This window comes from Bradyrhizobium sp. CFUWI (genome assembly GCF_056429085.1).
This window is the reverse complement of record NZ_JBWJZE010000006.1, coordinates 115,991-129,677: the sequence shown is the minus strand read 5'-3', so window position 1 is coordinate 129,677 and position 13,687 is coordinate 115,991. Positions and strand designations below refer to the sequence as shown.

Sequence of the window (13,687 nt, the reverse complement as noted above, 5' to 3'; positions counted from 1 at the left end):
CTTTAAGGGCAATCAACGCGCCGCAGGTTTCTCGATCAGTTTCTTCAAACTGTCACGAGCAGGTTTACTGTATCCGTCGCCACTGCCCGAAGGCGGCTGCTCGGCATCAGCTTGATCATCATCTGGTTTGTTTTTCTTGAATCTCTTCAAGATGGTGTTCTCGGGGTCGTCGGGCAAGAGGGCCATCAGCCAATCCCCGGTTCCCTGCAGCACCACGCGGGATTTCGCCCCCGTGACCCAGTCCGGGCGCTGCTTGTCCGGCACCAGCCAGGTGAAGAACAGGAAGGCGACCACGACGATCAAAAGCCCGCGAGCCAGCCCGAACAGGAAGCCGAGGGTGCGGTCCAGCGCGCCGATGCGCGAATCCAGGATCATGTCGGATATCCGGACCGTGATCACGGAGACCACGACCAGGGTGCCGATGAACACGCCCGCGACCACGACGACGCTCGCCACCGTGTCGTTGTTGAAATAGGTCTTGGCGGTCGGCAGCAGCTTCGAGAACGAATAGAGCGTCACGATCGCCGCCGCGCCCCAGGCCGCGATCGACAGGATTTCGCGCATGAAGCCGCGGACCATGGCGAGCAGGCCCGAGATCAGCATCACACCGAGCAGGATCAGGTCGAGGATGGTAACTGGCATCGGCTGGTCTGGTCCGCTCGTACTTCAAAGGTGCTCTAGCGAATCGGTGTTTGGCCGCTGCCTTAAAAGAGGGGCAGACGGCGTTCCCGGCAAGGCCGCAACCACGCAATCCCATGCTGCTTTTGTGACGGCTGTATAGCGGCGGGCGCCTCCGGCGTCACCTCCACCTAACCCTCTCCACGGCGGAATCTTGCCGGTGTGGCATTTTTCTCGGCCGGCGCGTTCGATTCGCCCCGGCGAGAGCCGCGGGCGGCGATCTCGGCCACCAATGTCGTCAGGCTGTTGACCGCGTTCAGCGACAATCCGGCATCGCCGCCGCTCTCGCCGCGTGCCGATTCGGGCAGCACGGCGCGCTGGAAGCCGAGTTTTGCCGCCTCCTTCAGCCGGGCCGGGGTCTGCGCCACGGGACGCACCACGCCGGACAGCGAGATCTCGCCGAAATAAACGGCATCGGTGGGCAATTGTGCATTAACCAGGGACGATACCAGCGCCGCGGCGGCGGCGAGGTCGGCTGCGGGCTCGTGGATGCGCAGGCCGCCGGCGACGTTCAGATAGACGTCGTGACCGGACAGCTTGACCCCGCAATGCGCCTCCAGCACCGCCAGCACCATCGAGAGCCGGCTCGGATCCCAGCCGACCACCGCGCGCCGCGGCGTGCCGAGCGAGGTCGGCGCCACCAGCGCCTGCAATTCGACCAGAACGGGCCGCGTGCCCTCGATACCCGCGAAGACTGCGGTGCCGGGCGTGCCGAGATCGCGCTCGGACAGGAACAACTCAGAGGGGTTGGTGACCTCGCGCAGGCCGAGGCCCGTCATTTCGAACACCCCGATCTCGTCGGTCGGGCCGAAGCGGTTCTTCACCGCGCGCAGGATGCGGAATTGCTGCGAGCCTTCGCCCTCGAACGACATCACGGCATCGACCATGTGCTCGACCACGCGGGGACCGGCGATCTGGCCATCCTTGGTGACATGGCCGACCAGGATGATGGCGGCGCCGGTTTTCTTGGCAAAACGGATCAGCGCCTGCGCCGAGGCCCGCACCTGGGTCACGGTGCCGGGCGCCGATTCCACCGTGTCGGTCCACATGGTCTGGATCGAGTCGATCACGATCAGGCGGGGCACCGCGCCCTCCGACAGCGTCGAGACGATGTCCTCGACCGAGGTCTCGGCGGCGAGCTGCACCGGAGCGTCCGACAGCCCGAGCCGTTCGGCGCGCAGGCGAACCTGCGCGACCGCCTCTTCGCCGGAGATGTAGACGACGCGATGGCCGGCGCGCGCCAGCAGGCTGGTCGCCTGCGTCAGCAGCGTCGATTTGCCGATGCCGGGATCGCCGCCGACCAGCAGCACCGAGCCGCGGACGAAGCCGCCGCCGGTGACGCGGTCGAGCTCGGTCATCCCTGAGGACAGGCGCGGCGCGTCCGGGCTCTTGCCGGAAAGGCTCTCCAGCGCGAACGTCCGGCCCCTGCGCCTGGAGCGGATCGAGACCGGCACGCTGCCGCTGGTGTCCTCCTCGGCGAGCGTATTCCATTCGCCGCAGGACTCGCACTTGCCCTGCCAGCGGTTATAGGCCGCGCCGCAGTTCTGGCAGACGAAGGAGAGCGTGTTCTTGGCCATGGGACCGGTGAGTCGAGGTTTCGGCTTGCTGATAGCACGGAATGGCGGGGCAATCGCCGCGCTTCGATGATCTCAGCTCGCCCGCCAGATATACCTTTCATTAGCCCTGTACCGCCGTGGCCGGGTGGATTTTGCGAAGTGTTAGCGGACGCGGGTTCACGCTCGGAACCATCGGGGGGCGGCGACGAGACATGATGAGATTCCTGCGAATATTGCTCGCTGCGGGCATGGCCTGCGGCGTTTTCGCGTCCGCCGGCCCCAGCTTTGCCAAACCCCTCGAGATCGTCTTCGTCAATCCCGGCAAGACCGGTGAGGTCTTCTGGGACATGGTGGCGCAGAGCATGCAGGCCGCCGGTCGTAAGCTCGACGCGCAGGTCGAGGTGCTGACCAGCGAACGCAATTATCGCACCATGCAGGAGCTCGGCCTCGGCGTGCTGGCACGTCAGGACAAGCCCGATTTCCTCATCCTGTCGAACGAGGAATCCGCAGCCGTTCCGATCCTGGAGGCGGCCGAGGCTGCGGGCGTCAAGACGCTGCTGCTCTCGAACACGCTGATCGGCGAGGATGCGGCGCGCCTTGGACCGCCGCGGCAGAAGCTCAAGACCTGGCTCGGCGACATCACGACCGATCTTCAGACCGCGGGCGCGCGGATGGCCAACGCCCTGATCGCGGCGGCGCGTGCCGAGAAATGGCAGAGCCCGGATGGCAGGATCCATATTCTCGGCATCGGCGGCGACGAGATCACGCCCGCCTCGATCGCGCGCAACGCCGGTCTCAAGCTGGCGGTGGATGCCGCCCCTGACGTCGTGGTGGACCGGCTGCTGTTCGCCAACTGGACGCAGTCGGAGGCCGAGCGGGTCACCACCAATTATCTGGGCTGGGCCTCGCGCAAGGAGATCCGCCCCGCCGGCATCTGGGCCGGAAACGATCCGATGGCGCTCGGCGCGCTGCGCGCGGTGGTCGCCGCCGGCCTCGTGCCCGGCCGCGACATCCAGCTGGTCGGCCTCAACTGGTCGGAGGATGCGCTGCGCGAGATCAGGGCAGGCCGCCTGCTGCTGACCGACGGCGGGCATTTCCTGCTCGGCGGCTGGTCGATCGTCCTGCTGCGCGATTATGCCGATGGCTGCGATTTCGCGTCGGTCTCGCCCCGGGTCGAGGTCAAGACCTCCGCGATCACCCGGCAGAATCTCGGCTCGGTCGGTGACCTCATCAAGACGCGTGCGTTCGACCGGATCGACTTCGCGCGGTTCCGGGCGAAGGCGGGACGCTGCGGTCACTACGACTTCTCCCTCGATGCGCTGATTTCGTCCCTGCCGCTTCCCGAAGGCGCCGCCGACTGATGCGCAAGGATGAGGCGATGGGCGACGTTGAAAGCAACGAGCCGGCCGCGCCGCCGCGCTTGCGGTCGGTCGTTCGCGCCATGATCTGGGCCACCGTGCCCGTTCTGCTGCTGGTGCAATTGCTCGCTTCCGCCGGCGTCGAGGCTTCGAGCTTCTGGTCGCAGATCAGGCAGCTTGACGCCCGCATGGCCCGCCTCGCCGAGAGCCGGGCCGAGCTGATCGCCGAGCCGCTCTGGAAGATGCGCTACGATCAGGTCACGAGCGTGCTCAACGAGATCATGCACGACGAGACCATCGCGGCGGCCGCCGTCTATGACGATACGGGCGCGGCGATTGCCCGCGTGGCGGCGCGCCCCGAAGGCCGGACGGTCGCGGAGGTCTCGCGTCCGATCCACTACAGCAACGGCAACATGGCCGTTGAGGCCGGTCGCATCGCGATCGCATATTCCAATGCGGCGCTCTACGCGGACGCAGGCAGCCGGCTGGTGCTGCTGCTGGTCGTCGGCTTGCTCGCGACCTTTGCGACGCTGATCGCCATGCGGATCTCCGCCAACATCTTCATCGGCAGGCCGCTGGCCGCCATGATGTCGGCGATCCAGCGCAGCAAGCAGGATGGCCGGGCCTATCCGGCAGACGTCACATCCTCGAACGAATTCGGCCAGCTCGCGCGCGCCTTCAACGCCATGCAGCATACCACGTCAGGCGCGCTCGACCGGCTCGGACACATGGCCGCGCACGATCCGCTCACCGGGCTGCCCAACCGGCGCTCCCTGACCGAGCGCCTGGCCGTCGCGAGCCGCCATCGCGGCAGAGCGGACGCGCTGGTCGCGTTCTGCTTCATCGATCTCGACGATTTCAAGGGCATCAACGACACCTTCGGCCATGAGGCCGGTGACAAGTTGCTGGTTCAGATTTCCCAGCGTCTTCGGAGCGCGGTCGAAGCGCAGGATTGGGTCGCCCGGCTCGGCGGCGACGAATTCGTCGTCATCCGCCCCGAGGTGAGCAACGAGGCCTCGGCGCATGCATTCGCACAGCACGTGCTGGCCGCCATTTCCGAGCCGATCCGGCTCCACGACAAGCAGGTGGTGCCGCGCGCCAGCATCGGCCTTGCCGTGCGCCACGCCGACGATCCGGAGCTGTCGCATCTGCCGACGCTGGCCGACATCGCGCTCTATCATGCCAAGAGCAAGGCGCCGGGCACGGTCGCCGTGCTGGATGAAGCGCTTCAGCGCGACTACCGCCGCCGCAGGGATCTCGAGCTCGCCATTCCCGCCGGCTTTGCCGAGGGACAGTTCGAGGTCTGGTACCAGAGCCAGGTCGACCTCGAAAGCCACGAGGTCGTCGGCCTGGAAGCCCTGATCCGCTGGCGTCATCCCGACCATGGCGTGATCGGTCCGGCCGAATTCCTGCCGCTGATCGAGCGCAGCGGCAACAATGGGCGGCTGACCCGCTACGTGCTGACCGACGCCTGCTGGGCGCTGCAACGCCTGGCCGCCGCCGGCCGGCCGCAGATCCGGATCGCGATCAATCTGCCGCCGTCCGAGCTCGCCGACCATTCGCTCGCCGCCGCGCTGCGCGCGACCTGCGCCCGCTTCGATGTTGCCGCCTCGCTGCTGGAGCTCGAGATCACCGAGGGCTCGCTGATCAACAACATCGCCAGCGCCGCCGAGACGCTGCATCGGTTGCGCCGCTTGGGTGCCACGATCGCGCTCGACGATTTCGGCACCGGCTACAGCTCGCTTGCGCATCTCAGGCGCTTTCCGCTCGACAAGGTCAAGATCGACAAGGCGTTCATCAGCGAGATTCCCGATAGCGCCGAAGACAAGGCCATCGTCGGCGTGATCGCATCGCTCGCCGGCACCCTCGGACTCACGCTGGTCGCCGAGGGCATCGAGCGCGCCGAACAGGCCGAGGCCATGCGCGAGATGGGGGTGAGGTTCGGGCAGGGCTATTTGTATCAGCGGCCGCAACCGCTCGACGCCGTGCTGCGATGGCTAAAGACGCAGCCGGCGGCCGAGAGCCGAATCCTCGCCGACAGCCCCTCGATCGCGCCCGAATTCGCCTGAGCGCGGGTCGCTACGTCTGCGTCGCGTTCCACAGCATGGAGAGCCCGGCCGCGATCATGATCGCGTCCATCAGCAGGCGGAACATGTCCGGCCTCAGGTGCAGCACGAAGCGCTTGGCGATGAAGGCGCCTGACATCAGCGAGGCGCCCGCGATCAGGCCCTTCATGAAGACCTCGCCGGTCAGCGCGCCGAAACGTTCGAAGGTCACCGACTTCGCGAAATAGAGACCGAGCGAGGAGGCGGCTTCGGTGGCGAGGAAGGCGCCTTTGGACAGGCCGTAGAACAGGAACAGCGGCACGCTGAGCGGGCCGGTCGAGACCACGATGCCGGTGAGATAGCCGATGACCGCGCCGCCGATCGCCAGATGCCAGAGATTGGCCTTCAAATCGTGCCGCGCCAGGAAGTGCCGGACCGGCACCATCGCGATCAGGAAGACGCCGATGGCCAGGTCCACGGCATGTGCGGGCAGCGCCAACAAGGTCCGCGCGCCGAGCACGGCGGCCGGAATGCCCGTGGCCGAATAGGCCGCGCAAGCCCGCCAATCGACTTCGCGCCACCAGGCCAGGATGCGCGAGAAGTTCGCCATCACGGACGCCACCGCCATGATCGGCACCGCCTCCTTCGGCCCATAGGCATAGACCAGCACCGGCATCAGCATGATCGACGAGCCGGTGCCGACGATGCCTGAGATGGTGCCGGCGACGAGCCCGACGCTGAGGACGAAGAGAAAGGCCAACACGGTCTCCACGAATCGGGAGAGTTTAGCCCCTGGCAGCGATACCGGCGATCCGCGCCGGGCGAGGGAACCTGTGCTGCGCATGCCGGTGTGAGCTCCGGCTCCGAGGCGTTCGATGCAAGCGGCTCCGCAGCGACAATCGCGCGTTGCGGCGACACGCCGTCACGGAGCATGGCCGCAAACGCCCCCGACAAAGGTGTTGCCGGTGAGGCTGATGAGCTCCGTCGCCATTCACGGGTCATCCTCTCCGGAACGGGCGCGAGATTCCAGACGAAGGTGCCCGAGATCAATTTCGCTCTTCGGCCACGGAGTGGTTGAATTTCGGTCTGATCTTGCGGCGCGCTGTGCGAGTTGCCATCATCCATGCAAACCGCGATCATGATGCCGTGACCCTCACGTCTCTCAGATGCAACGTCCGCCGCCTTTACGAGGGTGCAACGCCGAGCGGCGTTCGCTTCCGCTATGCCCTGCTCGTCTTCGACATCGTGACGGTGCTGTTCATCATCGCAACCTCATTCCTGCAGCCCAGTGAGATCATTGAAACGCTCGATGTCCTGTTCGGCGTCATGCTACTTGCCGACTTCTCGGCTCGGCTCCTCGTCGATCGGCATCCGTTTCGAAAATTCGCTGAAATCGCAACGTGGGCCGACATGGTTGCGATCGTATCCTTCCTGGCGCCGCTTGCCGGCGAGGCGGGCGGTTTTCTCCGGATCCTGCGAACCTTGGGGCTGCTTCGTGACTACCAGATGCTGGTGAGGTTGCGCATCGATTCTCCGTTCTTTCGTCGCAACGAAGACGTCATCTTCGCCGTTACGAACCTGGCAGTCTTCATATTCGTCATGACCGGGATCGTTTACGAGACTCAGAAATTTCGCAACGACGAGATCCGGAACTATGCCGACGCCCTGTATTTCACCGTCACGGCACTGACGACGACCGGCTTTGGCGACATTACCCTGTCGGGCACGGTCGGTCGTTTGATAACCGTCGTGATCATGATTTTCGGCGTAACGCTGTTCTTCAATCTCGCCCGCGCGCTCCTCAGTCCCAACAAGGTGCGATTTCCGTGTCCGGCTTGCGGGCTCCAGAGGCATGACGCCGATGCGGTGCATTGCAAGGCCTGTGGAACTCTTCTCAACATTCCGGATGAAGGGGCAGTCTGAACAGCTCTCGCTGCTGGCGACGCCGCCAATGCGCGCTTGCTCGACGCTTTCGATCGGGATGCGGTGCCTGTAGACGTCATCGACGGAAGGAACTTGCGGTGAAGGTCACCGCAGCACCACCCATGCCGGTGCGTGATCGCTGGCACCTTCCTCGCCGCGGATCTTCTTGTCGACACCAGCCTTCGCCAACCGTGAAGCCAGGGCAGGGCTGAGCAGGAGATGATCGAGCCGCAGGCCCGCATCGCGCGGCCAGCGGTTCCGCTTGTAGTCCCAGAACGTGTAGACGCGTTTGTCCGGATGCAATTCGCGGATCGCATCGCACCAGCCCTGCGACACCAGCGAGGCATAGGCCGCGCGGCTCTTGGGCTGGACCAGCGCATCCTTGTCCCATGAGCGCGTCGGATAGATGTCGATCTCGGTTGGCGCGACGTTGTAGTCGCCGGCAAGCACCACGGGCAGATCCTGCTTGATGAACGTCTTGGCGTGGCGCTTGAGCCGCGCGAACCAGTCGAGCTTGTAATCGAATTTCGGCCCCGGCTGCGGATTGCCGTTCGGCAGGTAGATGCTGGTGACGATGATGCCGCGCACGGCGGCTTCGATGTAGCGGGCTTCGTGATCCCCGGGCTTTCCCGGCAGGCGGTCGCGTGTGAGAATGGGACCAGTGCCGCGGGCGAGGATGGCGACCCCGTTCCAGGTTTTTTGTCCGCGCCACACCGCGCCGTAACCGGCTTTTTCGATCGCGGCCGCCGGAAATTCGCCATCACTTGCCTTCAATTCCTGAAGCGCGACGACATCGGGCTTTGCCGCGCGCAGCCATGCCAACAGGTTGGGCAGGCGGCGGTTGACGTTGTTGATGTTGAATGTCGCGATCTTCATGTAGAGCTACCGGCTCCTGCCTTCCGTACCCGGAGACACAATGTCCAAGTTGAGCTTTGCCGCCATCGCCTTCGTCGTCGCGTTCTCCGGGGTCGCGGCACAGTCAGCCGAAACGCGCGGCGCGTGCAAGGCGGACTACGACAAATTCTGCGCCGGCATCGCGCCGGGCAGCGGCATCGTCGCCTGTCTCAACGCCAAGCGCGACCAGCTCAGCGCCACCTGCAAGACGGCGCTGGACAGCAGAAAGAAGAAATAATCCTCGTGTCCCGGACGCGCGGAGCGCGAGCCTGGACCCTGAACGCGATACGAGAGATGGGCCCCGGCTCTGCAGCGCATCGCTGAAGGAGCGCTGCACTGCGTCCGGGGCACGAGAGCGTCGCCTAACTCGGCAGCGGCGGCAACGCTGGCGGCTGCTCGATCGGCGGCGGGGTAGGCGGCTGCCCGGCGTTCGACGCGGGCTCCGGCTTCACCAGCGGCTCCTCGACATTGCCGCCCTTGTAGATGCGGGCATAGCGGTGGCCGAGGCTGGTCAGCACCTCATAGCCGATGGTGCCGAAATGATGCGCGAGCTCGTCGACGGTGATGCCCTCGCCGAGCAGCGTCACCATATGGCCCCGCCGCGCCGCGTTCGGCGGCAGATCGGTGATGTCGATCGCGATGAGATCCATGGAGATGCGTCCCGCGACCGGGCAGCGCTTGCCGGCGACGATGACCTCAGCGCCGCGGGTGCCGTCATTGGAGCTGGCGGCGCGGAAATAGCCGTCGGCATAACCGACTGCGATGATCGCGAGCTTGGTCGGCCGCCGCGCGGTCCAGGTGCCGCCATAGCCGACGCTCTCGCCGCGCTCGATGGTGCGGGTCTGCACGATGCGCGCCTTGAGGTCGACCACCTGCTGCATCGGATTGTCGGCCTCCGGCGTCGGGTTGACGCCGTAGAGCGCAGCCCCCGGCCGCACCAGGTCGAACTGGAAGGGCGCGCCCAGGAAGATACCGGAGGAATTGGCGAGCGCGGCCGGCACGCCGGCGAATTCGCTGGCGATGCTGCGGAAGGCGGCGAGCTGCCTGGCATTCACCGGGCTGTTGAGCTGCTCGGCCGAGACCAGATGGCTCATCACCAGCGTGATGCCGTGATCGCCGGCGTTGATGCGGGGGATGATGGCCTGCGCTTCGGACAGCGTCAGGCCGAGCCGGTTCATGCCGGTGTCGATGTGGATTGCAGCCCCTCCGTTCCAGCCGGTGCGGCGGCAGAACACGTCCCATTCGGCGAGCTCGTTGAGATCGCCAATCACCGGGCGGCAATTGATCCTGGCGTAGTGCTCGCCGGTGTTCTGGAAATAGCCGCCGAGCACGTAGATGGTGGGCTCGGGAACGGCCGCGCGCACCTTGCGCGCTTCCTCGATGGTGGCGACGAAGAAGGTCTTGCAGCCGGCCTTGTTCAGGGCACGCGCGACCTGCTCGGCGCCGCAGCCATAGGCGTCGGCCTTGATCACCGCCGAGCATTCGGCCGGCACCGCCGTCTTCTCGAGCTTGCGCCAGTTGGCAATGACGGCGTCGAGATCGACGGTCAAGACGCCGCCATAGGCGGCGAGCGCGGCAGCCTGGTTGGCCTCGGCAGAGAGAAGGCCGGATTGCGGATGGGTTTTCGGGTCGGACGCCATTGTCATGGCGCCGTTTTACGCAAGAGACCCGCGCGGTTCAACCCAAGGAACCTAGTAGTCGCTGCTGCGGTCGGGCAATTGACCGTCATGCGCGAGGTCGCCGAAGCGGGTGACCGAGGCGTCGAAGTGCAGCTCGACCGTGCCGGTCGGACCGTGACGCTGCTTGCCGATGATGACTTCGGCGCGGCCGACGGTGCGCTCCATGTCGGCCTGCCATTTGGCGTGTTCCTCGGTGCCGGGTCGGGGCTCCTTCATGGCGAGGTAATATTCCTCGCGGAACACGAACAGCACGACGTCGGCGTCCTGCTCGATCGAACCGGATTCACGCAGGTCCGACAGCTGCGGCCGCTTGTCGTCGCGCGATTCGACCTGACGCGAGAGCTGCGACAGCGCGATAACGGGGACGTTGAGCTCCTTGGCCAGCGCCTTCAGGCTGGTCGTGATCTCCGTGATTTCCTGCACGCGATTATCGCTTCGCTTGCCTGAACCCGAGAGCAGCTGGATGTAGTCGATCACGAGCAGATCGAGGCCCTTCTGGCGCTTCAGCCGGCGCGCGCGCGCCATCAGCTGCGCGATCGACAGGCCGCCGGTGGCGTCGACATAGAAGGGCAGCGACTGCAGCTCGATCGAGACCTGGCGGATCTTCTCGAAATCGGCTTCCGTGATGCCGCCGCGGCGGATGTGGGAAGAGGGGATGCCGGTGCGCTCGGCCACGATACGCGTGGCAAGCTGGTCGGCCGACATTTCGCACGAGAAGAAGCCGATCACGCCGCCGTTGGCGGCCTTCATGGTGCCATCGGCCTGAAGCTCCGGCACATAGGCCTTGGCGACGTTGTAGGCGATGTTGGTGGCCAGCGACGTCTTGCCCATGCCAGGACGCCCCGCCACGATGATGAGGTCGGAGTGCTGCAGGCCGCCCATCTTGGTGTCGAGGTCGCGCAGGCCCGTGGAGATGCCCGACAGCTTGCCGTCGCGCTGGAATGCCTTGGCCGCGAGATCGACCGCGACCGTCAGCGCCTGCGAGAATTTCTGAAAGCCGCCGTCATAGCGGCCGGATTCGGCGAGTTCGTAAAGCTTGCGCTCGGCGTCCTCGATCTGCGCCCGCGGCTGGAAGTCGACCGGCGCGTCATAGGCGACGTTGACCATGTCTTCGCCGATGCCGATCAGGTCGCGCCGGAGCGACAGGTCGTAGACGGTGCGGCCGTAATCCTGGGCGTTGATGATGGTGGTCGCTTCGGCGGCAAGCCGCGCAAGATATTGCCCGATGGTCATGCCGCCGACATCGGTGTCGGCGGGCAGGAACGTCTTCAGCGTGACGGGCGTCGCGATCTTGCCCATCCGGATCAGGCTGCCGGCGGTCTCGAAGATGGTCTGGTGCAGCGGCTCGAAGAAATGCTTCGCCTCCAGGAAGTCGGAGACGCGGTAGAAGGCATCGTTGTTGACCAGGATCGCGCCCAGAAGGCTCTGTTCCGCCTCGATATTATGCGGCGCGCTCCGATAGGCGGGAGTTCCGGCATCGGGCGCGAGTTTGAGAACGTTCGAATCAGTCAGGGCCATGGTCGGACGTGCTTAGCAATTTTCTTGGGCGGATGCGGGGCCGGGATAAAGCGCCGCCTCGGTGCAAAGCGGAAGCGAAAGCTGGCCGCTATCAACCGCTCAGTGAAAGTGGTGGATGATTAGCAGTCGCGGCACGCGCCGCGCTTGACGGATTTTTGCGGAACCGGCTCCGCCTGACGCGGCTGCGACCGCGCCACGGAAAAATCCTGAAACCATGAACTTTATGGATTGGCGCGCAGACGTAACCAAGAGATGCGCGAAAAGGCGCATGCCGACGCGCTGTCGGCTCGGCTTCAGACCAGCAGGAGGTAGACCAGCGCAACCAGAGCCGCCCCGACGCCGGTCGCGATCAGGGCGTAATCGGTGCGGAGGTCGTCCTGCACGTCAAGCGAGGTTTGAGTCTCTTTGCTCATGGCGACGGTCTAGGCCAGGCCCGACCAGACTTATGTGAAGTGGATCACATCTCCCCGGATTCTTTCGGGGGTAGGACCGGAACAGGCGGACGGGACGGGAATTGTCTCCCGCGGTCCGTCAACAGGGAACGAGGCAAGCGATGCGGCCAGAACGGCAGCCCAACACTTGGCAGTCCCAGACTTGGCGGAGCGAGGCGGGTAGCCGGCTTTGGCTGTCGGGCCTGATTGCGGCCATGGAGCACGCTGAGCGGCCCGACGTGCGTCGCCAGCCCGTCGCCCCCGAAATCCTGCTGGACCTGCGGGCACAACTGGCGTTAACGGCCCTGGTCCGGTTCGCCCCAATTTCGACCCTGCGTCACTAGGATCTATTCACCAGCCAATTTGAGCCTCGGCCCGGCCACGCCTTCGCGAGCCCGCAGCCGGGCTTCTTCGCGCGGCAAGTAGTCGCGGGTCATCGGCACCACGCCCTGGCGGCGCGTGAGCTGGATCTGGAAATTCATCATGGCTTGCTTGCGGAACGTCATCTCGCAGGCCGCCAGATAGAATTCCCACATCAGCGCGAAGCGCTCGTCGTAGAGCTGCACAGCCTCCTCCCGCCGCGCCATGAAACGTTCCCGCCAGGCTTTCAGCGTTTCTGCGTAGTGCAGACGCAGGATCTCGATATCGCAGACCAGGAGGCCGGCGCGCTCGATCGCCGGCAGCACTTCCGACAAGGCCGGGATGTAGCCGCCGGGGAAGATGTATTTGGCGATCCAGGGGTTGGTCGAGTCCGGGCCCTGCGAGCGGCCGATCGAATGCAGCAGCATGATGCCGTTCTCGCCGAGCAGCTCGGCGCAGCGCTGGAAATAGGTGTCGTAGAAGCCGGCGCCGACATGCTCGAACATGCCGACCGAGACGATGCGGTCGAACGGGCCTTCGGCGTCGCGATAGTCCTGGAGCAGGAATCTGGCCGAGCCGGACAGGCCCTTTTCGGCCGCGCGCGTATTGGCGATCTGCAATTGCTCGGTCGACAGCGTCACGCCGGTGACATCGGCGCCGGTGGTCTCGGCGAGATAAAGCCCGAGCCCGCCCCAGCCGGAGCCGATGTCGAGCACCCGCTGGCCAGGTCTGACGAGCAGCTTGGCGGCGATGTGCCGCTTCTTGGCGAGCTGCGCGTCGTCGAGCGTCGCCTCCGGCGTCTCGAAGTAGGCACAGCTGTATTGCTTGTCGGCGTCCAGGAAGAGCGAATACAGCCGGGCGTCGAGATCGTAGTGATGCGCGACGTTCCGGCGGGCGCGCGAGGGCGGATTGAACTGCTTCAGGTGCCGCGTCAGGTAGCGTAGATGCCACCAGGGTCTTGCCCAGCGCGGCAATAGGTCGGGTTGATCGAGCAGGATCGCCAGCGCATCAGCTATGGTGCCGCGTTCGACGACGAACTCGCCGTCCATATAGGCCTCGCCAAGCCCGAGCTCGGGATTGATGAGGATCTTCCGCTCCGCCTCGGCAGTGACGAAGCGGACCGCCACCGGCTCGCCGGTGCCGTCGCCGACGGTGAATTTCGATCCACTGGAGCCGGTCACCGTCAGCGACCCGCGGCGGATGAATTGAGACAGGAATCTACGCAACAATCGGTCCATCGCCACC

11 protein-coding genes are annotated in these 13,687 nt (G+C 65.4%); 4 read left to right on the top strand and 7 right to left on the bottom strand.

Annotated elements, in window-relative coordinates; all coding sequences use genetic code 11:
- Positions 1-12 precede the first annotated feature (12 nt).
- Both AC066S_RS15235 and radA read right to left on the bottom strand, forming a co-directional pair.
- A complete protein-coding gene (locus AC066S_RS15235; RefSeq protein WP_126258257.1) occupies positions 13-642 on the bottom strand; it encodes a CvpA family protein in 630 nt (209 codons plus the stop codon).
- A 167-nt stretch (positions 643-809) separates the two neighbouring features.
- Complete coding sequence (radA, locus tag AC066S_RS15230) at positions 810-2,255, bottom strand: DNA repair protein RadA (RefSeq protein ID WP_478270076.1); 1,446 nt, start codon at positions 2,253-2,255, stop codon at positions 810-812.
- Positions 2,256-2,446: 191 nt separating this feature from the next.
- Between radA and AC066S_RS15225 the strand changes: the two genes are divergently transcribed.
- Positions 2,447-3,595 carry an ABC transporter substrate-binding protein gene (locus tag AC066S_RS15225; RefSeq protein ID WP_478270075.1) on the top strand — a complete coding sequence of 383 codons (1,149 nt, stop codon included), beginning with the start codon at positions 2,447-2,449 and terminating at the stop codon, positions 3,593-3,595.
- Between the two features lie 17 nt (positions 3,596-3,612).
- Positions 3,613-5,661 carry a putative bifunctional diguanylate cyclase/phosphodiesterase gene (locus tag AC066S_RS15220; protein ID WP_478270074.1) on the top strand — a complete coding sequence of 683 codons (2,049 nt, stop codon included), beginning with the start codon at positions 3,613-3,615 and terminating at the stop codon, positions 5,659-5,661.
- Between the two features lie 10 nt (positions 5,662-5,671).
- On the opposite strand, the gene AC066S_RS15215 is transcribed toward AC066S_RS15220, so the two are convergent.
- Entirely contained in the window at positions 5,672-6,397 is a 726-nt protein-coding gene (locus AC066S_RS15215) for a sulfite exporter TauE/SafE family protein (RefSeq protein WP_126258261.1), read from the bottom strand.
- A gap of 386 nt (positions 6,398-6,783) precedes the next feature.
- Between AC066S_RS15215 and AC066S_RS15210 the strand changes: the two genes are divergently transcribed.
- Positions 6,784-7,560, top strand: a complete 777-nt coding sequence (locus tag AC066S_RS15210; protein ID WP_135170032.1) for a potassium channel family protein — start codon at positions 6,784-6,786, stop codon at positions 7,558-7,560.
- Positions 7,561-7,665: 105 nt separating this feature from the next.
- Here AC066S_RS15210 and AC066S_RS15205 read toward each other — a convergent pair whose 3' ends face one another.
- Positions 7,666-8,436: an exodeoxyribonuclease III gene (locus tag AC066S_RS15205; RefSeq protein ID WP_135169978.1), complete on the bottom strand. Its 771-nt coding sequence runs from the start codon at positions 8,434-8,436 to the stop codon at positions 7,666-7,668.
- Positions 8,437-8,476: 40 nt separating this feature from the next.
- Between AC066S_RS15205 and AC066S_RS15200 the strand changes: the two genes are divergently transcribed.
- The gene (locus tag AC066S_RS15200) at positions 8,477-8,692 is read left to right on the top strand and encodes a cysteine rich repeat-containing protein (protein WP_126258263.1); all 216 of its coding nucleotides are present in this window, start codon (positions 8,477-8,479) and stop codon (positions 8,690-8,692) included.
- A gap of 124 nt (positions 8,693-8,816) precedes the next feature.
- On the opposite strand, the gene alr is transcribed toward AC066S_RS15200, so the two are convergent.
- The 3 genes from alr to AC066S_RS15185 form a co-directional block, all read right to left on the bottom strand.
- A complete protein-coding gene (gene alr / locus AC066S_RS15195; RefSeq protein WP_167767577.1) occupies positions 8,817-10,094 on the bottom strand; it encodes an alanine racemase in 1,278 nt (425 codons plus the stop codon).
- Positions 10,095-10,145: 51 nt separating this feature from the next.
- Entirely contained in the window at positions 10,146-11,651 is a 1,506-nt protein-coding gene (locus AC066S_RS15190; RefSeq protein ID WP_028136855.1) for a replicative DNA helicase, read from the bottom strand.
- A 778-nt stretch (positions 11,652-12,429) separates the two neighbouring features.
- The gene (locus AC066S_RS15185) at positions 12,430-13,680 is read right to left on the bottom strand and encodes an SAM-dependent methyltransferase (RefSeq protein WP_167767567.1); all 1,251 of its coding nucleotides are present in this window, start codon (positions 13,678-13,680) and stop codon (positions 12,430-12,432) included.
- Positions 13,681-13,687: the final 7 nt, after the last annotated feature.

Excerpts from the sequence above, each read along its gene's own strand:
- AC066S_RS15200 (WP_126258263.1), top strand. The coding sequence starts at position 8,477 with ATGTCCAAGTTGAGCTTTGCCGCCATCGCCTTCGTCGTCGCGTTCTCC.
- alr (WP_167767577.1), bottom strand. The coding sequence starts at position 10,094 with ATGGCGTCCGACCCGAAAACCCATCCGCAATCCGGCCTTCTCTCTGCC.
- AC066S_RS15190 (WP_028136855.1), bottom strand. The coding sequence starts at position 11,651 with ATGGCCCTGACTGATTCGAACGTTCTCAAACTCGCGCCCGATGCCGGA.
- AC066S_RS15220 (WP_478270074.1), top strand. The coding sequence starts at position 3,613 with ATGGGCGACGTTGAAAGCAACGAGCCGGCCGCGCCGCCGCGCTTGCGG.
- AC066S_RS15235 (WP_126258257.1), bottom strand. The coding sequence starts at position 642 with ATGCCAGTTACCATCCTCGACCTGATCCTGCTCGGTGTGATGCTGATC.
- radA (WP_478270076.1), bottom strand. The coding sequence starts at position 2,255 with ATGGCCAAGAACACGCTCTCCTTCGTCTGCCAGAACTGCGGCGCGGCC.
- AC066S_RS15205 (WP_135169978.1), bottom strand. The coding sequence starts at position 8,436 with ATGAAGATCGCGACATTCAACATCAACAACGTCAACCGCCGCCTGCCC.
- AC066S_RS15185 (WP_167767567.1), bottom strand. The coding sequence starts at position 13,680 with ATGGACCGATTGTTGCGTAGATTCCTGTCTCAATTCATCCGCCGCGGG.
- AC066S_RS15225 (WP_478270075.1), top strand. The coding sequence starts at position 2,447 with ATGATGAGATTCCTGCGAATATTGCTCGCTGCGGGCATGGCCTGCGGC.